This is a genomic window from Kineococcus radiotolerans SRS30216 = ATCC BAA-149 (assembly GCF_000017305.1).
GTDB classification, from domain to species: domain Bacteria; phylum Actinomycetota; class Actinomycetes; order Actinomycetales; family Kineococcaceae; genus Kineococcus; species Kineococcus radiotolerans.
Genome location: NC_009664.2, coordinates 1749178 through 1767241, shown reverse-complemented (window position 1 = coordinate 1767241; position 18064 = coordinate 1749178). Strand labels below are relative to the sequence as shown.

The 18064-nt window shown below is 76.2% G+C and carries 17 protein-coding genes; 7 read left to right on the top strand and 10 right to left on the bottom strand.

Annotated features, from left to right (window positions below; all coding sequences use genetic code 11):
* Positions 1-2 precede the first annotated feature (2 nt).
* Both KRAD_RS08515 and KRAD_RS08510 read right to left on the bottom strand, forming a co-directional pair.
* Positions 3-749: a hypothetical protein gene (locus KRAD_RS08515; protein ID WP_012085154.1), complete on the bottom strand. Its 747-nt coding sequence runs from the start codon at positions 747-749 to the stop codon at positions 3-5.
* A gap of 54 nt (positions 750-803) precedes the next feature.
* Positions 804-1655, bottom strand: coding sequence for a DUF2382 domain-containing protein (locus KRAD_RS08510; protein WP_238985728.1), 852 nt, complete (start codon positions 1653-1655; stop codon positions 804-806).
* A 319-nt stretch (positions 1656-1974) separates the two neighbouring features.
* On the opposite strand from KRAD_RS08510, the gene KRAD_RS25925 reads away from it, so the two are divergent.
* Positions 1975-2754 (top strand): TetR/AcrR family transcriptional regulator C-terminal domain-containing protein, encoded by a 780-nt coding sequence (locus tag KRAD_RS25925; protein ID WP_012085152.1) that lies wholly within the window; start codon positions 1975-1977, stop codon positions 2752-2754.
* A gap of 25 nt (positions 2755-2779) precedes the next feature.
* On the opposite strand, the gene KRAD_RS08500 is transcribed toward KRAD_RS25925, so the two are convergent.
* Entirely contained in the window at positions 2780-4564 is a 1785-nt protein-coding gene (locus KRAD_RS08500; protein WP_049821125.1) for a putative bifunctional diguanylate cyclase/phosphodiesterase, read from the bottom strand.
* A gap of 80 nt (positions 4565-4644) precedes the next feature.
* Between KRAD_RS08500 and KRAD_RS08495 the strand changes: the two genes are divergently transcribed.
* A complete protein-coding gene (locus KRAD_RS08495; protein ID WP_012085150.1) occupies positions 4645-5517 on the top strand; it encodes an SMP-30/gluconolactonase/LRE family protein in 873 nt (290 codons plus the stop codon).
* A gap of 31 nt (positions 5518-5548) precedes the next feature.
* Here KRAD_RS08495 and KRAD_RS08490 read toward each other — a convergent pair whose 3' ends face one another.
* Both KRAD_RS08490 and KRAD_RS08485 read right to left on the bottom strand, forming a co-directional pair.
* Positions 5549-5992, bottom strand: coding sequence for a MerR family transcriptional regulator (locus KRAD_RS08490; RefSeq protein ID WP_012085149.1), 444 nt, complete (start codon positions 5990-5992; stop codon positions 5549-5551).
* Between the two features lie 175 nt (positions 5993-6167).
* A complete protein-coding gene (locus tag KRAD_RS08485; RefSeq protein WP_012085148.1) occupies positions 6168-6689 on the bottom strand; it encodes an inorganic diphosphatase in 522 nt (173 codons plus the stop codon).
* Positions 6690-6877: 188 nt separating this feature from the next.
* Between KRAD_RS08485 and dacB the strand changes: the two genes are divergently transcribed.
* The 5 genes from dacB to KRAD_RS08460 all read left to right on the top strand — a co-directional run bounded on the left by dacB (position 6878) and on the right by KRAD_RS08460 (position 11713).
* Complete coding sequence (dacB, locus tag KRAD_RS08480; protein ID WP_012085147.1) at positions 6878-8314, top strand: D-alanyl-D-alanine carboxypeptidase/D-alanyl-D-alanine endopeptidase; 1437 nt, start codon at positions 6878-6880, stop codon at positions 8312-8314.
* 60 nt (positions 8315-8374) lie between these two features.
* Positions 8375-9532 carry a zinc-dependent metalloprotease gene (locus tag KRAD_RS08475; RefSeq protein ID WP_012085146.1) on the top strand — a complete coding sequence of 386 codons (1158 nt, stop codon included), beginning with the start codon at positions 8375-8377 and terminating at the stop codon, positions 9530-9532.
* The gene (gene tilS, locus KRAD_RS08470; RefSeq protein WP_049821124.1) at positions 9529-10545 is read left to right on the top strand and encodes a tRNA lysidine(34) synthetase TilS; all 1017 of its coding nucleotides are present in this window, start codon (positions 9529-9531) and stop codon (positions 10543-10545) included. The genes KRAD_RS08475 and tilS overlap by 4 nt, the downstream gene beginning before the upstream one ends.
* Positions 10546-10562: 17 nt before the next feature.
* Positions 10563-11114 carry a hypoxanthine phosphoribosyltransferase gene (gene hpt, locus KRAD_RS08465; RefSeq protein WP_041291977.1) on the top strand — a complete coding sequence of 184 codons (552 nt, stop codon included), beginning with the start codon at positions 10563-10565 and terminating at the stop codon, positions 11112-11114.
* A 62-nt stretch (positions 11115-11176) separates the two neighbouring features.
* Complete coding sequence (locus KRAD_RS08460; RefSeq protein ID WP_012085143.1) at positions 11177-11713, top strand: Uma2 family endonuclease; 537 nt, start codon at positions 11177-11179, stop codon at positions 11711-11713.
* 47 nt (positions 11714-11760) lie between these two features.
* Here KRAD_RS08460 and KRAD_RS08455 read toward each other — a convergent pair whose 3' ends face one another.
* Genes KRAD_RS08455 through KRAD_RS08435 form a run of 5 tightly spaced genes read right to left on the bottom strand, consistent with a single transcriptional unit; the run spans position 11761 to position 17903 of the window.
* Positions 11761-13488, bottom strand: a complete 1728-nt coding sequence (locus KRAD_RS08455) for an acetyl/propionyl/methylcrotonyl-CoA carboxylase subunit alpha (RefSeq protein ID WP_012085142.1) — start codon at positions 13486-13488, stop codon at positions 11761-11763.
* 8 nt (positions 13489-13496) lie between these two features.
* Positions 13497-15053, bottom strand: coding sequence for a 5-oxoprolinase subunit B/C family protein (locus tag KRAD_RS08450; RefSeq protein ID WP_012085141.1), 1557 nt, complete (start codon positions 15051-15053; stop codon positions 13497-13499).
* The gene (locus tag KRAD_RS08445; RefSeq protein ID WP_012085140.1) at positions 15050-15853 is read right to left on the bottom strand and encodes a putative hydro-lyase; all 804 of its coding nucleotides are present in this window, start codon (positions 15851-15853) and stop codon (positions 15050-15052) included. Before KRAD_RS08445 ends, KRAD_RS08450 begins: the two co-directional genes overlap by 4 nt.
* On the bottom strand, positions 15853-16623 hold the full coding sequence (locus tag KRAD_RS08440; RefSeq protein ID WP_012085139.1) for a LamB/YcsF family protein: 771 nt from the start codon (positions 16621-16623) through the stop codon (positions 15853-15855). The genes KRAD_RS08445 and KRAD_RS08440 overlap by 1 nt, the downstream gene beginning before the upstream one ends.
* Positions 16624-16637: 14 nt before the next feature.
* On the bottom strand, positions 16638-17903 hold the full coding sequence (locus tag KRAD_RS08435; protein WP_012085138.1) for an NRAMP family divalent metal transporter: 1266 nt from the start codon (positions 17901-17903) through the stop codon (positions 16638-16640).
* Between the last annotated feature and the right edge of the window lie 161 nt (positions 17904-18064).

Sequence of the window (18064 nt, the reverse complement as noted above, 5' to 3'; positions counted from 1 at the left end):
GGTCAGCGGCCGAGGCCGGCGCGGTCGACCTTGCGGTGGAAGCGCATCCCGGCCAGGCCGCCGAGGATCGCGCCGACCAGGGCGACGACCGCGGAGGCCACGACGGCGAGGATCGACCCGGAGGTCAGCGAACCGGAGTCCACCGGGATGCGGGGGAAGGCGTTCAGCCGGCCCAGGACGTCGAACTGGTTCCCCGCGACCGCGGCGAGGACGGCGACGACGACGGCGATGACGACGGCCCACACCCACACCGCGACACCCTGCTTGACCCCGTTGAACCGGGCCATCCGCCCGGCGACGTAGCCGCCGCAGAAGTAGGAGACGAGCAGGACGACGAGCAGGGCGACGGTGCCCGCGACCCCGATCGCGCCGGCGTTGCGCTCGGCGCTGTCCCGCGCGCCCGAGATCGCCCGGTCGAGGCTGTCGCTGCTGGCCAGCCCGACGGCGGTGCCGGTGGCGGCGAGCAGCGCGGTCAGCAGGACGGCGGTGCCGGTGGCGGTGAGCCAGCCGAAGAACGCCGAGCCGACCTTGACGCCGCCGTGGGCGTTCTTCTCCCGCTCCACCACGGACCTGCGGTCCAGCGCGGGCTGGGGGCGCTCCTCGCGGGCGGCCTCGCGGGCGCGGCGGCGGTCCGGTCCGGAGTGGTGGACGAGGCTGGGGGTGTCGTCGCCGGTGGTGGTGCCGGGCTGCGGGCCGGCCGGGGTGTCGCGGCGGGCGGCGTGCGCGCCGTCGCCGGTGGGGGTGCTCACGGGGCTGCTCCTGGGGTCGGGGGGTCGGGGGGTCGGGCGGGGTGGGGCGGCGGGTCAGGCGCGGTCGCGGTCCTCGACCCGGACCCCGGCGTCGGCGTCGAACTCGATGTGCTCCTCGCGGAGCTCCGCGGAGACGGTCTCGGTCCCCGCGACGGTCCGGGTGCCCAGGCGCACGCGCTCCACGGGCACGGTCTCCTTGGCGGCGACGGCGCGCTCCTCGGTCAGCACGATCTCGTGCTCCTCCTCGGTGAGGTCCCCACCGGAGAGGGCGGCGGCGCGGTTGGCGTCGGTGATCGGTTCGCGGGTGACCACGAGCTCGTCGCGGGAGACCGTGACGGTGCGGCTGACGGCCTCGCTGGTGACGTACTTGCGCAGCCGGGCGCGGCCCGCCTCGCGGACCTCGGTGCCCACGCGCAGCTCCTCGCGCGAGCGCGTCATCGCGTCGTCGGTGTCGGGGCCGGAGGTGTCGTGGCCCGCCGCGCGCACGTCGCCCCCGGTGGTCCCGGCGCGGAGGTCCGTGCCGGTGCCCGTCCCGGTGGTGCCGGTGGTGCCCGCGGTGGTGGTCGTGGTGGTGCCCGCGGTGGTGGTCGTGGTCCCGGCGGTGCCGTAGTAGCGGTACAGGTCCGCTTCGTCGGTCGCGCTGAGCTCCACGCCCGGGTCGTGGTGGGGGGCTTCCTTCACCAGGGACTTGTCGAAGGGCACGGTGACGGTGTCGCCGGACACGCTGGCCTCGGCCAGCGGGACGAGGGAGACGTGGCTGCCGAAGAGGCCCGTCTTCACCGACACCCACTCGGGGCGGCCGGTGGCGTTGTCCAGGTAGACCTCGTCGACCTTGCCGATCCGGTCGCCGTCGGGGCCGACGACGACGGTGCCGAACAGGGTCTCGGGGGTGAGGTGGTGGGTCACGGTGGTTCCTCTCGTGGGGGGTTCCCGCGGCGGGCGCGGGGGTGGTGCGGCGCCGGCGGGGGACGCGTCGCGGGCGGTCACCGCCCGCGCGTTTACGGTGTCAACGCCGGGGTCCATGAAGCCAGCGCCCCCGGGTGCCCGCAACCTGAAACCGCCGCGCCGGCGTGGGCGGCGACGGCGCCACGGGCGTCCCGCCCGGTGCGGCGTGGTGGGGCGGGCTGCCCCCCTGCGAGGATGCCCGGGAGGTCCGCGGCCGGGGCCGGACCGGGCCGCGGGACCGTCGGGACCGGTCGAGGGGCAGGGAGCGGGAGGGGGCGGCGTGCCGGCATCGTCGAGACCGCTGGACCACGGCGAGCAGTCCGGGGAGCGGCCCGCGGACGGGCCCCCGCCCCGCGGGCGCGAGCCGGCCCGTCGCCGGCCGACCCTGAGCAAGGGCGTCGTCCTCGAGGCCGCCATCGACCACGTGGACCGCTTCGGCCTCGCCGGGCTCTCCATGCGCAAGCTGGGCGCGTCCCTGGAGGTGGAGGGGATGGCCCTCTACCGCTACGTGCACAGCCGCGACGAGCTGCTGGACGCGATGGTGGACCGGCTGATGGACCGGCTCTACGCCGACCCCGACGTCCTGCTGCGCCCCGAGGACGACTGGCAGCAGTTCCTGCGCCGGGTGGCGGCCGGCGTCCGCCGCCTCGCCCTGGAGCACCCGCAGATCTTCCCGCTCGTCGCCACCCGCCACCGCGCCGCGTCCTGGATCCGCCCGCCGCTGCGCAGCCTGCGCTGGATCGAGGGCTTCCTCTCCGCGCTGCTGGACCGGGGCTTCAGCGAAGAGGCCGCCGTCTACGCCTACCGCGCCTTCGGCAGCTTCCTCGTCGGCCACCTCCTGCTCGAGGTCTCCGCCGACGGCGTCGACCCGCTGACCGCCGCCGTCGACCCCGGGGCCCGCGCCCCCTCCGCACCGGCCCCCTCCCCGGACCTCGGCGACTTCCCGACCCTGACCCGGCTCGCGGACCGGCTGGCCGTCGCCGACCTCGGCGAGGAGTTCGAGCACTCCCTGGGCAACCTCCTCGAACGGCTCCAGGAGGCGCGCGAGCGCCTGTCCTGACCGCCGTGGCGGCCGGTGGTCCCGGTCAGCGCTCGGCGAGGGAGGGCCGGGGCGCGGCGAGGCGGTCCCCGGCCGGTCCCGCACCGGCGGGACCGGCCGCGGCGAGCTCCCCGGGCGGGACGGCGCGCCCGAACAGCCACCCCTGGGCCAGCGGGCACCCCAGCCCGGTGAGCAGGTCGGCCTGCTCGGGGGTCTCCACGCCCTCGGCGACGACCTCCAGGCCCAGGGCGTGGGAGAGGGACAGCAGCGCCTGCAGGACCCCCGCCCGGCGCGGGGAGGTCGTGATCTCGGCGATGAAGCCGGAGTCGAGCTTGAGGTAGTCCGCGGGCAGCGTGTCGAGGCGGCTGAAGGCGGAGTACCCCGTGCCGAAGTCGTCGATGGCCACCGAGACGCCGAAGGCGCGCAGGTCCTCCAGGGCCCGCAGCGCGGTGCCGGTGGACCCGTCGAGGAGGCTCTCGGTGACCTCCACGACCAGCAGGTCCGCCGGCCAGCCCGTCGCGCGCAGGACGTCGTGGACGTGCTCGGCGAACCCGTCGCGGACGAGCTCGCGCCCGGAGACGTTGACGGTGAGCAGGAGGTCGCGCCCCCACGCCTCGCGCAGCGTGCGGGCGCCGCGGCAGGCGTCGGCGAGGATCGCGGCCCCCATCTCGACGATCAGCCCCGTCGTCTCGGCCACGGGCACGAACTCCGCGGGGGGGACCGGCCCGCGGAGCGGGTGCGTCCAGCGGGCCAGCGCCTCCACCCCGACGAGCTCACCGGTGGAGGGGACGACGATGGGCTGGAACCAGGCCCGCACGTCCCCGGCGGCGAGGGCCTCGGACAGGTCGCGGGCCAGTTCCGCGCTGCCGACGTCGTCGAGGCGGGACCGCCCGCGCCCGCTGACCTTCGCCGCGTGCAGCGCCGCGTCGGCCCGGCGCACCAGGTCCGCCCCGGACTCGCCGGGGAACAGGTGCGCCACCCCGGCCGAGAACGCGACCGTGCGGGTGCCGGCGCGCAGCCCCTCCACGAGGTCCAGCGCCTCGCGCCCGCAGCGGCCGGGCAGCAGGACGGCGAACTCGTCGCCGCCGTAGCGGGCGAGGACGGCGTCGCGGGGCAGGGCGGTGGTCAGCTGCGCGGCCAGCTCCCGCAGCAGCCGGTCCCCGGCCCCCTGCCCGTCGCCGTCGTTGACGGCCTTGAAGTGGTCCACGTCCACCAGGGCGGCGGCCAGCGACCCGTCCGGGCCCGCGGCGGCGACGGCCCGGTCGAGGGCCTGGTCGAACCCGCGGCGGTTCAGCAGCCCGGTGAGGCCGTCGTGGTCGGCGCCCGAGGCGGCCCGCGCGAGCAGCCCCACGACCGCGGCGATGACCAGGCACACCAGGGCGAGCGCGAGCAGCACGCCGGGGGTGACCCCCTCGCGGTCGCGCAGGGCCCAGGCGGCCGCGGCGAGGAGCACGACCAGGTGCCCCGCCCCCTGGGCCCAGCCGAAGAAGAACACGACGTCGATGCCCACGAAGGCGTACACCGTGGTGACCGCGAGCGCGCTCGCCGGCGTCGGGCACAGCGGCACGGCGGCGGTGACGAGCAGCGTCCCGAGCAGGACCACCCCGTGGAAGGCGCGGCGGGGCAGGTGCCGGCCCCACCGCAGCAGCGCGACCCCGGTGAGCAGGGCCGCGGCGGCCAGGGCGGCGAGCCCGGCCCGGGCCGGTCCGGACCCGGGGCCGGTGCCCAGGACGACCGCCGCCGCCACCAGCCCGCCCGCGACGTAGAACGCGCCGGCGGTCCCGGCCATCACCCGGGGGGTGGCCAGGAGCGGGGCGGTGGTCGCGGTCACGGTGTGTCGTCGGCGCCGGCCGGGACCGACTGGAGGGGTGTCCACCCGGGTGGGCGAACCGCCGGACTAGGGTCGTCGTCGTGGCAGCAGCGGAGCGGATCACCGACAGGCTCGTGGGGCACGGCGAGGGGCCGTGCTGGTCGCCGACGTGGGGAGGGCTGCGGTTCGTCGACCTCAACGAGGGTGACATCGTCACCCTCGACGCGTCCGGGGCGACCAGCCGGCGCCACTACGGGGACGTGGTGGCGATCACCCGGCCGCGGATCGGCGGGGGAGCGGTCGTGGCGGTGGAGCGCGGGATCGTGCTCGAGGACGCCGACGGCACGCTGAACCCGCTGCCGGAGCTGTGGGGCCCGCGGGTCCGGATGCGGATGAACGAGGGCGGCTGCGACCCCGACGGCCGCTTCTACGCCGGGAACATGGCCTACGACCAGGCCGACGGCAAGGGCGTCGGGCGCGCGGCGGTCTTCCGCCTCGACGCCGACGGCACGACGTCGGTCGTCGTCGAGGAGGCCACGATCTCCAACGGCCTGGGCTGGAGCCCGGACGGGACGCTGGCCTACTACAACGACACCCCCACCGGGCGCACCGACGTCTTCGACTACAGCCGCGAGGGCGGGCTGACGAACCGCCGGCCCTTCGCGCAGGTCAACGACGAGTCCGGGCGCAACAACCCCGACGGCCTGACCGTGGACGCCGAGGGCGGGGTCTGGACGGCGCTCTTCGGCGGCTCGGCGGTGCGCCGCTACGCCCCGGACGGGACGCTGGACGCCGTCGTCGAGGTCGGTGCGCGCCAGGTCACCGCGTGCACCTTCGGCGGGGAGGACTACTCCGAGCTGTTCATCACGACCTCCCGCGAAGGGCTCGACGACGACGACGACCCGGCGGCGGGGAGCATCTTCCGCTTCGTGCCCGGGGTGAAGGGGATGCCGGCGCTGCCCTACGCGGGCTGAGGCCCGCGGTCCGCGGGGACGCCCCGCCCGGTCAGGGGGCGGGCGTCTCGCGGACGGGGGGCTCGGGGGCGGGGGAGCCGCCGTCGGTGCGGCCGTCGGCCTCGTCGCGCAGCCGCTGGGCGAACTCCTCGGCCATCATGAGCCGCTCGCGCAGCTTCTCGACGCGGGCGTCGGCGGCGGCGCGGAAGGTGTCGAGCTTCTCGAACAGCTCCTCGCGCGGGGTCTCGGAGGGGATGCGGCCGTCGAGGGCGTCGAGGACCTGCAGCAGCTCGCGCATCTCCTCGAGGGAGAAGTCCAGCGGCTTCATCCGCTTGAGGACGAGCAGGCGGTAGACGTCCATCTCGGTGTAGAGCCGGAACCCGCCGGGGCTGCGCTGGCTGGGGGTGATGAGGCCCATCTCGTCGTAGTACCGGATGGTGCGGAAGCTGTAGCCGACCCGTTCGACGACCTCGCCGATCTGCATGAGTCGGGACACGGTTCTCCTCGGTAGGCGGGTCGGTGTCGCCGGGACGACGGTCGATCGTAACGGCCGGTCCACCCCGGCAGAGGCGTTCCCGGCCGGTCCACCTCCCCGTCGGCGTCCGACCGGGGACGCGACCGCGCCGGCGCGCCGGGGCCCGCTGGACCCCGGCGCGCCGACCGCGCGCACCTCAGTGGTGGCCGGCGCCGGCCTCGTAGGACGTGCCCGCGGCGCGCTCGTAGGACGCCGCGATCTCCTTCTCGGCCTCCGCGCGACCGGACCAGTTCGCGCCCTCGACGCTCTTGCCGGGCTCGAGGTCCTTGTAGGTCTCGAAGAAGTGCTGGATCTCCAGGCGGTCGAACTCGCTGATGTCGCCGAGGTCCTGGATCTTCTCCCAGCGCGGGTCGCCCGCGGGCACGGCGAGGACCTTGTCGTCGCCACCGGCCTCGTCGCGCATGTGGAACATGCCGATCGCGCGGCAGCTGATCAGGCAGCCGGGGAACGTCGGCTCCTCGAGGATGACGAGGACGTCCAGCGGGTCCCCGTCCTCGCCCAGCGTGCCCTCGATGAACCCGTAGTCGTGCGGGTAGCGCGTCGAGGTGAACAGCATGCGGTCCAGGCGGATGCGCCCGGTCTCGTGGTCGACCTCGTACTTGTTGCGCTGACCCTTCGGGATCTCGATGGTCGCGTCGAAGACGACTGGGGTGCTCACGTGGCTCCTCTCGTCGGGGTGCGCGCGTCGTGCGTCCCCGTCTGCTCTCGCCCGGCGGGCGGGTCTGCTCCGCCGGGGGTGCGCGCTAGTGTCGCGCAGACGGGCGGGAACGGACGAACCCGGGTCGCCCCCGCGGCGGCCGCGAGGCCCCGCCCCCACGACCACCCGGGCGACGGAGCGGAGGACGAGTGCGCAAGGCCGCCACCGCCGTCGCCGCAGCCACCGCGGTCCTCGTGCTCGCGGGCGGCTACGCCGGGCTGGACGCGACCGGGGCCGTGCCCGGCCCGCTGACCACCACCGCCCCGCCCACCGCGGCCCCGCTGCCCACGGCCCCCGGAGCCACCCGTCCGACGCAGGCCGACACCCCGCCGGTGCTGCCCGCGCTCGACCCCGACGCCCCCCGGCCCGACCCCGCCGCCCTCGGCGGCGTCGTGGCGCCGCTGCTCGCCGACCCCGCCCTGGGCGCCTCCGTCTCCACCAGCGTCGTGGACGCGCTGACCGGCGAGACCCTCCTCGCCACCGCCGCCGACGTCCCCCGCACCCCCGCCTCGGTCGCCAAGCTCCTCACCGCCGTCGCCGCGCTGCACACCCTCGGACCCACCTCCCGGGCCACCACCAGCGTCGTCGACGGCGCGACCCCCGACGAGGTCGTCCTCGTCGCCGGCGGGGACGTGCTGCTGGCCGCCGGGGCGGGGGACCCCGACGCCGTCGACGGCCACGCCGGCCTCGACGACCTCGCCGCCGCGACCGCCGCCGAGCTGCTCGCCGCCGGGCGCACCGCCGTCGCCGTCCGCCTCGACGACGCCTCCTTCACCGGGCCCGCGACCTCCCCCGGCTGGGGCAGCGGGGACGTCGCCGCCGGGTTCGTCATGCCCGTCGCCCCGCTCGCCGTGGACGAGGGCCGCCTCGCCGAGGGCGAGACCGCGCCCCGCACGGGCGACCCCGCGCTCGCCGCGGCCCGCACCTTCGCCGCCGCCCTCGCCGCCCACGGCGTCCAGGTCCTCGACCAGGGCGCCGGGCCGGTCGTGCGCGCCGCCGCCGTCCCCGGCGCCGCGACCCTCGCCAGCGTCGAGTCCGCCACGACCGCCGAGCAGGTCGAGCTCATGCTCACCGCCAGCGACAACACCCTCGCCGAGGTCCTGACCCGCCGGGTGGCGCTGGCCGCCGACCGCCCCGCCACCTTCGACGACGCCTCCCGCGCCGTCGTGGACCAGGTCGCCGCCCTCGGCGTCGACGTCACCGGGACGTCGCTGCAGGGCGGCAGCGGCCTGGGCCGCGCCACCCGTGTCCCCGCCCGGGTCGTCACCGACGTCCTCACCCTGGTGGCCGGCGGGGAGCACCCCGAGCTGGGCGCCGCCGCCGCGGGCCTGCCCGTCGCCGGGGTCAGCGGCACCCTGCTCGAGCGCTACGCCGAACCCGGCTCGGCGTCCGCGGCGGGGGTCGTGCGGGCGAAGACGGGCACCCTCACCGGGGTCAGCAGCCTCGCCGGCTACGTGCGCGACGCCGACGGCCGCCTCCTCGCCTTCGCCGTGATGTCCGACGGCGTGGCGCCCGGTGCCTCGCTGGCCGCGCGCCGGGCCCAGGACCGGTTCGCGGCGGCCCTCGCCGGCTGCGGCTGCCGCTGACGCGACCCGTCCGGCGGAGGTCCGGTCACGGTCCGGTGACCCGCCGCGTACGGTGCGGGCATGCGTTCAGAGGGGGACCCCGGAACCGGCGGCGCGGGCGGCGTCACGACCCGCGAGGAGCAGCCGGCGGGGACGGCCGGGCGCGCCGTCGTCGACCTCGTCGACTTCGACCTCGCCGCCCAGGTCGCCGGCCGTCTCGCGCGCCCGGGCCCGAAGCTGGGCCGCGACGAGATCGACGACGTCGTCGCCGAGCTGCGCCTGGCCGCCGCTGAGGCCGCCGGGCCCGTCGCCGACACCGCCCACCTGAGCGCCCCCGAGCCGGTGCCCCCGGCCCTCGTCGTGGACCGCGCCTCCTGGGCCCGCGCCAACGTCGAGGCCTTCCGCTCCCTGCTGGGCCCCGTCGTCGTCCCCCAGCGTCCCGGCGGGGGAGCGGGCGCGGTGGACCGCGCCGCCACCGCCGTCGGGCGCCAGGCCACCGGCGCCGAGCTCGGCAGCCTGCTGTCGTTCCTCTCCAGCCGGGTCCTGGGCCAGTTCGACGTGTTCTCCGGCGTCGACGAGGACCGGCCCGGGCGGCTGCTGCTCGTCGCGCCCAACGTCGTCCAGGTCGAGCGCGACCTGCAGGTCGACCCGCACGACTTCCGGCGCTGGGTCTGCCTGCACGAGGAGGCGCACCGGCTGCAGTTCGGCGCCCACCCCTGGCTGCGGCGCTGGATCACCGCCGAGGCCCGCGAGCTCTCGGTCGACCTGCTCGCCCAGCCCCGCGACCTCGGCGAGCGCCTCGGCGGGGTGGTGCGCTCGCTGCCCGACGTCCTGCGCGGCACGGGCGGGGGCAGCGGGGTCGGCGTCGCGGACCTCCTGCAGACCCCCGGCCAGCGCGAGCGGGTCTCCCGGCTGGTGGCGGTCATGTCGCTGCTGGAGGGGCACGCCGACGTCGTCATGGACGACGTCGGGCCGCGGGTCGTCCCCTCCGTCGCCCGGATCCGGGCCCGCTTCACCCAGCGCCGCAAGGGGCGCGGCTCCCTGGACCAGGTCGTGCGGCGCCTGCTCGGGCTGGACGCCAAGACCCGGCAGTACGCCGACGGGGCCCGGTTCGTCCGCGACGTCGTCGGGCGCGTCGGCTGGGAGGGGCTGAACGTCGTCTGGACCGCCCCCGACCACCTCCCGCTGCCCGCGGAGATCGCCGACCCCGCCGCCTGGGTCGCGCGGGTGCACGGCTGAGCGGGCCCCCCGCCGCGGTCGCGGCCGTGCGGGTCGCGGTGCGCCGCGACCTGCGCGACCTGCGTGAGCTGCCCGGCGCGCACCGGGGCGGGCTCGTCCTGGTCGCCTGCTCCGGCGGCGCGGACTCCCTCGCCCTCGCCGCCGCCACCGCCGTCGAGGCCCCCGCGGCGGGCCTGCGGGCGGGCCTGGTGACCGTCGACCACGGGCTGCACCCCGCCTCCGCGACCGTCGCGGCCACCGTCCTCGAGCAGGGCCGCGGGCTGGGGCTGGACCCCGTGCGCGCCACCCGGGTGGACGTCGGCCGGACGGGTGGACCCGAGGCCGCGGCCCGCACCGCCCGCTACGCCGCCCTGCGCGCCGCCGCGGAGGAGCTGGGGGCGCTGGCGGTGCTGCTGGGGCACACCCTCGACGACCAGGCCGAGACCGTCCTGCTCGGCCTGGCCCGCGGGTCCGGCACCCGCAGCCTGGCCGGGATGCCCGCGGTGCGCGGGCCCTTCCGGCGGCCGCTGCTGGGGGTGGAGCGCGCCGTCGTGCGCGCGGCCTGCGCCGCGGAGGGCCTGGAGCCCTGGGCGGACCCGGCCAACGCCGACCGGGCCCTCGCCCGCGCGCGGGTGCGCCACGACGTGCTGCCGCTGCTGGAGGACCGGCTCGGTCCCGGGGTGGCCCGCGCCCTGGCCCGCACCGCGCGCGCCGCGCGCGACGACGCCGACGCCCTCGACGAGATCGCCGCCGCGAGCGACCCCTTCACCGGCGGCGCCGCCGCCGTGGCGGACCTCCTGCCCGCCCGTCCCGCCCTGCGCCGGCGCTGGCTGCGCGCGGCCGCGCTGGGGGCCGGGTGCCCGGCGGGCGCCCTCACCGCCGCCCACGTCGACGCCCTCGAGGCGCTGCTGCTCGACTGGCGCGGGCAGGGGCCGGTGCACCTGCCGGGGGGTGCGAGCGGGGTCCGGACGTGTGGCAGGCTCGTCCTGTCGCCCGGGGCACCGCCCCGCGGGCGCACCCCCCAGACCTCTTGAGAACACGGGAGAACCGCGTGGACGCAGCGACCGCCGGGACCGACCTCGAGCACGTCCTGCTCAGCCGTGAGCAGGTGGCGGCTCGGATCGCCGAGCTCGCCGCCGAGCTCGACCGCGACTACGCCGACAAGGACGTGCTGCTCGTGGGCGTCCTCAAGGGCGCGGTCATGGTGATGGCCGACCTCTCCCGCGCCATGAGCATCCCGCTGTCGATGGACTTCATGGCCGTCAGCTCCTACGGCTCGGGCACCAAGAGCTCCGGCGTGGTCCGCATCCTCAAGGACCTCGACACCGACATCTCCGGCCGCCACGTCCTCGTGGTGGAGGACATCATCGACTCCGGCCTGACCCTGAGCTGGCTGCTGGCCAACCTCAGCTCCCGCGGTCCCGCGTCGGTGAAGGTGTGCGCGCTGCTGCGCAAGCCCGACGCCGCCAAGGTCGAGGTCGACGTCGCCTACGTGGGCCACGACATCCCCAACGAGTTCGTCGTCGGCTTCGGCCTCGACTTCGCCGACAAGTACCGCAACCTGGACTGCGTCGCGACGCTGGCCCCGCACGTCTACAGCTGAGGTCATCCCCGGCGTCCATGGCATCCTGACGGCAGGGCTCCACGACGTCGGAGGAGGCAGCGGTGAGCACCATCGTCGAACGGTCGGCGTCCCGGACCGTCGTCGCCCACGGTGACGCGCTGGACGGTTGGCTCGCTGAACGGCGCCGGTTGGGTCAGGACGGCCGGGACGAGGTCTGGGACGGGGTCTACCACGTGGTTCCGCACGCGCACAGCAGCCACGGACGGCTGGCGTACCGGCTCGGCATAGCGCTGGCCGGGCGGGCCGCCGACCACGAGCTGTTCCCGATGGGGGAGTTCAACCTCGGGACCGGCGACCGGGACTACCGGGTACCCGACATGGGGTGGACGTCGACTCCCCTGGAGGAGGCCACCCTCTACGTCCCGTCGGTCGAGGTCGTCGTGGAGTTCGAGTCGCCCGGGGACGAGACCTGGGCCAAGGTCCCCTTCTACTTCGAGCGGGGGGTCGACGAGGTGTGGGTCATCACCCCGCAGACCCGGACGGTGCAGGTGCTCACGGGTCCCGACCGTGCAGTGGAGCGCAGTGGGGTGCTCGGTGTGAGCACGGACGAGGTCGCGGCGGCGCTGGGCTGGCGCTGAGGCGCTGTCGGGGCGAGGTACGCAGCGCTGATCCACGTCGGGAGGGATCACTCGATCCGCGCCAGGACCTCCCCGGCCGCGAGGGAGGCCCCCTCGCCGGCGACCCGGCTGAGCGTCCCCGCCCGGTGGGCGGGGACCCGGGACTCCATCTTCATCGCCTCCACGACGGCCACGTCCTGCCCCGCCGTCACCTCCGCGCCGTCCTCGACGAGCCACGCGGTGAGGGTGCCGGGGGTGCGGGCGGTGAGTTCGTGCTCGTCGTCGTCCCGGACCTCCGGGGTCCCGGAGGTCTCGGGGGTCCCCGGCACCGAGCCCAGCGCGGCCAGGAACGCCGCGGGCAGGCCGATGGTCGCCATCCGGCCATCGATCTCGATCGGGAGCCGCTGCAGGACGGGCGTCGTGGCCGGCGCCGGGCGCAGCTGGGGAACGAGTCGCGGCATGAGCTCGGACTCGATCCACTGCGTCCCTACGGCGAATCCCGCGGTGGAGAAGTCGGGTTCGTCGACCACGGCCCGCGAGAACGGCAGCACCGTGGCGATCCCGGTGATCTCGAACTCGGCCAGGGCGCGGCGGGCGCGGGCCAGGGCGGTGTCGCGGTCCCCGGCGTGGACGAGGAGCTTGCCGGCGAGGGAGTCGAACGCGGCCGCGACGGAGTCACCGGCCTCGACGCCGCCGTCCCAGCGCACGCCGGGGCCGGAGGGGACGCGGAGGCGCTCGATCCGCCCGGGGCTGGGCAGGAAACCCCGCCCCGGGTCCTCGGCGTTGACGCGGAACTCGAACGCGTGACCGCGGACCTCGGGCGTCCGCGTGAACGAGGGCCCGTCGCCGGCCGCGATGCGGAACTGCTCGCGCACCAGGTCGACCCCCGTCACCAGCTCGGTGACGGGGTGCTCCACCTGCAGCCGGGTGTTCACCTCGCAGAAGGACAGGGTGCCGTCGGCGCCGAGCAGGAACTCCACGGTGCCGGCGCCGCGGTAGTCCACCGCGGCGCAGATGTCGCGCGCGGCGGTGTGGATGGTCCGCCGCTGCTCGTCCGTGAGCCCCGGGGCGGGCGCCTCCTCGACGAGCTTCTGGTTGCGGCGCTGCAGCGAGCAGTCGCGGTCGCCCACCACCGTGACGCCCCCGGCGCCGTCCCCGAGGACCTGCACCTCCAGGTGCCGGGGGCGTTCGAGGAACTTCTCCACGAAGCACTCCCCGCGCCCGAACGCCGCGACGGCCTCCCGGGTCGCGGACTCGAACGCGTCGGCGACCTCCTCGCGCGTCCGCGCCACCCGCATCCCGCGGCCGCCGCCGCCGTGGGCGGCCTTGACGACGATCGGCAGCCCGAACTCGTCGGCGAACTCCTCGGCCTGCCGCGCGCCGGTCAGCGGGGCGGTGCTGCCGGGCGCCAGGGGGGCGCCGGCGTCGCGGGCGATGGCCCGCGCGGTCACCTTGTCGCCCAGCGCCTCGATCGTCTCGGGGGTCGGCCCGATCCAGGTCAGCCCGGCGGCCTCGACGGCGCGGGCGAACCCGGCGTTCTCGGACAGGAACCCGTACCCGGGGTGCACCGCGTCGGCGCCGGAGGCCTCCGCGGCCGCCAGCAGCGCGTCCACGTCCAGGTACGTCTGCGCGGCGGTGTCGCCGGGCAGCGCCACGGCGGTGTCGGCCAGGCGGACGTGCAGGGCGTCGGCGTCCTGGTCGGCGTAGACGGCGACCGAACGCAACCCGGCCTCGGCGGCGGCGCGGACCACGCGCACGGCGATCTCGCCCCGGTTGGCGATCAAGACGGTCTTCACGGGGTTCCTCACAGGTCGGTGAACGGGGCGCGGGGGTGGAACCGGACGCGGGCGCCGGGGGGCAGTTGCCCGACGAGGTCGAGGTGGGCGTCGACGACGGCCCCGATCACGGGGTACCCGCCGGTCAGCGGGTGGTCGGGCCCGAACAGCACGGGCTGCCCGTCCGGGGGGACCTGGATCGCGCCGGTCACCGCTCCCTCGCTGGGGAGCTCGCCGTCGCGGGACCGTTCCAGCGGGGTCCCGGCCAGCCGGATCCCCACCCGGTCCGAGCGCGGCGTGACCTCCCACTCCCGGGTGGTGAGCGCCTCCAGCGCCGCGGGGGTGAACCAGTCGGTGCGGGGGCCGAGGACGACGTCGAGGTCGACGGTCCGCCCGGCGCGGGGCAGGTCCGCCGCGGCGACCGGGGAGGGGTCGACGGCGTGCGGGGCGGCGGCGGGCCCGTGCAGCGCCAGCCGGTCCCCGGCGCGCAGCGGCGAGGGCCCGACCCCGGACAGGGTGTCGGTGGCCAGCGAGGCCAGCGCGGCCGGGACGTCGAAACCGCCGCGGACCGCCACCACCGTGCGCAGCCCGTCGCTCTGGGCGCCGAACCGGAGTTCGTCACCGTCCTCGACGGCGAACGGGCCGGGGAGGACCGGGAGCCGGCCGCCGCCGGCCGTGCGCAGTTCCGCCGCGACGGACGCCCCGGCCAGCGCGAGCACCCCGGCGCCGGTGAACCGCAGGGCGGCCCCGCCGCCCGCGAGCTCCAGCACCGCCGTGCCCGGGGCGTTCCCCACGGCGCGGTTGGCCGCGCGCAGGGCCGCGCGGTCGGCCGCCCCGGAGGCGGCCACGCCCTCTCCGAGGTGCCCGGGCCGGCCCAGGTCCTGCAGGACGAGCTGGATCCCCGGGCTCACGACCTCGACGGAGGACTGCGACGCCACCGGCGCGGGACGGGGGCCCCGGACGGGGACGAGCTCCCGCTCGACCCGGGTGAAGCGCACCGTGGTGCCCGGGGCGAGCAGGGCCGGCGGGTCCCGGTCGATGTCCCACATCGCGGCGTCGGTGCGGCCGATGAGCTGCCAGCCGCCGGGGCTCTCGCGGGGGTAGACGCCGGAGAACCTCCCGGCCAGCCCGACCGAACCCGCCGGGATCCGGGTCCGCGGCGAGGACCGGCGCGGCACGTCGAACAGCTCGTCGTCGCCGACGAGGTAGCCGAAGCCCGGGGCGTACCCGGTGAACGCCACCGTCCAGGTCGCCGCCTGGTGCCGGCGGACGAGTTCCTCCGCCGAGACCCCCAGGAGGCCGGCGACCTCGGCCAGGTCCTGCCCGTCGTAGCGCACGTCGAGGGTGACGGAGCGGCCCGCGCCGGCCGCCCGCGCCGCGGGCTCGACCGCGCGCAACCGTTCGACGAGCTCCGCCGGGGTCACCCGGCGGGGGTCGAAGACCACGAGGATCGTGCGCGCGGCCGGCACGACCTCCCGGACGCCGGGGAGGTCGGCGGCGGTGAGCGCCGTGAACAACCGGGTGGTCTCGTCCAGGTCGCGCAGCTCGACCATCACCGCGGTGTCGCTGACGGGCAGGAACCTCACGAGACGCCCGTGACGTCGTACTCGGAGTCCAGCACGTCGGTGACGAACATGTGCCCGGGCGCGTGGGTCACCGCGAACGGCGGGCGGGACGCGAACAGCGCCGCCTGCGGGGTCACCCCGCACGCCCAGAACACCGGGACCTCCCCGTCGCGCACGACGGGCGGGTCGCCGAAGTCGGGGGAGTCCAGCGAGGCGATGCCGAGCGCCGCGGGGTCCCCGACGTGCACCGGGGCGCCGTGCACGGCGGGGAACCGGCCGGTGATCGCGACCGCGTCGGCGACCCGGTCGGCCGGGACCGGGCGCATCGAGACGACGAGGTCACCGCGCAGCCGCCCGGCCGGGGCGCAGGGCCGGTCCGTGCGGTACATCGGGACGTTGCGGCCCAGTTCCTGGTGGCGCACCGGGATGCCGGCCGCCAGCAGCGGGGTCTCGAAGGTGAAGCTGCAGCCGATGAGCAGCGTCACCAGGTCGTCCCAGTACCCGGTCGCGTCGGGGACCTCCTCGACCACCACCCCGTCGCGGAAGACCAGGTAGGCGGGCAGGTCGGTGCGGACGTCCGAGCCCGGGGCCAGCGCCGACTCGACCCGCCCCGCCTCCAGGACGTCCAGGACGGGACAGGCCCGCGGGTTGCGCTGGGCGTAGAGCAGCACGTCGAACGCCCAGTCCGCCGGGACGGCCACGAGGTTGGCCTGGGTCATGCCCGGCGCGACGCCGCTGGTGGGTCCGCGGCGCCCGGCCCGGTAGGCGGCCCGGGCGGCCCGGGCCTCGCGGCGCCGCTCCTCCGGGGCCAGGCGCACCATCAGCGGGCCCCCGCGACGAAGGGCGCGATCTCGACCCCGGCCCCGGTCAGCGCGGTCCGGGTCGCCGCGGCCATCCCGACCGCTCCGGGGGAGTCGCCGTGCACGCACAGCGACTCGGCCCGCACCGCCACGTCCGTGCCGTCGATCGCCTCGACCACGCCGTCCTCGACGAGCCGCACCATGCGCCGGGCCACCAGGTCGACGTCGTGCAGCACCGCGCCGGGCTCCTTGCGGGAGACCAGCTGCCCCTGCGGGGTGTAGGCCCGGTCGGCGAACGCCTCGGCCGCCGTGGGCAGCCCGGCCCGGTCGGCGACGTCGAGGGCGACCCCGCCGGCCAGCCCCAGCAGCACCAGGGAGGGGTCCACGGCCTTGACCGCCGCGACCACCACCGAGGCCGTCGCCTCGTCGACGGCCATCGTGTTGTACAGCGCGCCGTGGGGCTTGACGTAGACCACGGCGTCGCCGACCGAGCGCGCCAGCGCCCACACCGCCCCGAGCTGGTACTCGACGTGGGCCTGCAGGGTCGCGGCCGGCAGGTCCAGGCGCTCGCGACCGAAGTTCTCGTAGTCGCGGTAGCCGGGGTGCGCGCCGATGGCCACCCCCGCCCGCGACGCGGCGAGCACCGTGTCGCGGATGCCCTCGGGGCTGCCGGCGTGGAAACCGCAGGAGACGTTGGCGCTGGTGACGATCCGCAGCATCGCCGCGTCGTCGGAGACCGGGCGGTCGGGGGTGTTCTCGCCGAGGTCGGAGTTGAGGTCGATGGTCGCCACGGGAGCCCTCCGGGTCAGGCGGACAGGAAGTCGAAGACGGGGCCGATGGACCGCGAGGCCATGTAGTAGCTGATGGCCAGCGCGATCGTGCCGACGACGAGCAGCCACTTCGGGTAGGCGTACCCGCCCAGGACGTCGCGCTGGCGGAACCAGCCGATGTAGAGGAACACCGTCATCCCGATCGGGAGGATCAGCCCGTTGAACCCGCCGACGAACACGAGCAGCGCGGCCGGCGCGGTGCCGATGGCCAGGTAGACGACCAGCGAGACGACGATGAAGGCGACGGTGGTCAGCTGCAGCGGCCACCCGCCGGCCAGGCGGCGGGAGAACGTCGAGAGGAACGTCGAGGAGGTGTACGCGGCGCCGATGACGGAGGTGATCGACGCGGCCCAGAAGATCGCCCCGAAGATGCGGATGCCGGCGTCACCGAGGACGGCGCCGAAGGCCTGCCCGGCGGGGTTGGCCGCCTGGCCGGACAGGTCGAGCACGACGCCGGAGGCGACGACGCCCAGGACGGCCAGGAACAGGACGTAGCGCATGATCCCGGTGACGAGGATGCCGGTGACCGAGGCGCGGTGGACGTCGCGGACGTGCTCGACCCCGGTCTGCCCGGAGTCCAGGTAGCGGTGGGCCCCGGCGTAGGTGATGTACCCGCCGACGGTGCCGCCGACGATCGTGGTGATGGTCGCGAAGTTGACCGTGTCGGGCACGAAGGTCTGCCGGAAGGCGTCCCCGACGGGCGGGGCGGAGATGACGGCGACGACCACGGTCATGACGATCATGCCGACGCCCAGCACCACCACGACGCGGTCGACGACGGTCCCGGCGCGCTTGAACAGGAAGATCGCGATCGCCAGGACGGCGGTGAGCAGGCCGCCGACCTTGGGGTCCAGGCCGAGCAGGGCGTTCAGGCCCAGGCCGCCGCCGGCGATGTTGCCGATGTTGAAGGCCAGGCCGCCGACGACGATGAGCACGGTCAGGACGTGGCCGCTGAACGGGACGGCGCTGTTGGCGAGGTCACCGGCGCGCTTGCCGGTGACCGTGATGAGCCGCCAGACGTTCATCTGCACGGCGAAGTCGATGAGGATCGAGAGGAGGATCGCGAAGGCGAAGGCCGCGCCGAGGGTGGCGGTGAAGGTCGCGGTCTGGGTGATGAACCCCGGCCCGATGGCCGAGGTCGCCATCAGGAAGATCGCGCCGATGATCGGGCCGCGGCGGGACCGGCGACCCGTGGCGAGGGCGGGGGTCCCGCTCTCCTGCGTGCTGTTGCTGCCGGTCATGGGGCTGCTCCCGGGGATCCGTCGCGACGCTGCCTGGACGGCAGCACTCTGGCACCAGTGGTTGCAGAACACAATGGCGTGGATTGTTGAACAACGGGTTGCTCATTGTTGCGTTCGTGTTACGTCTTGCCGCGGCGCCGGCGGTCCGGCGGCTCCCTCCC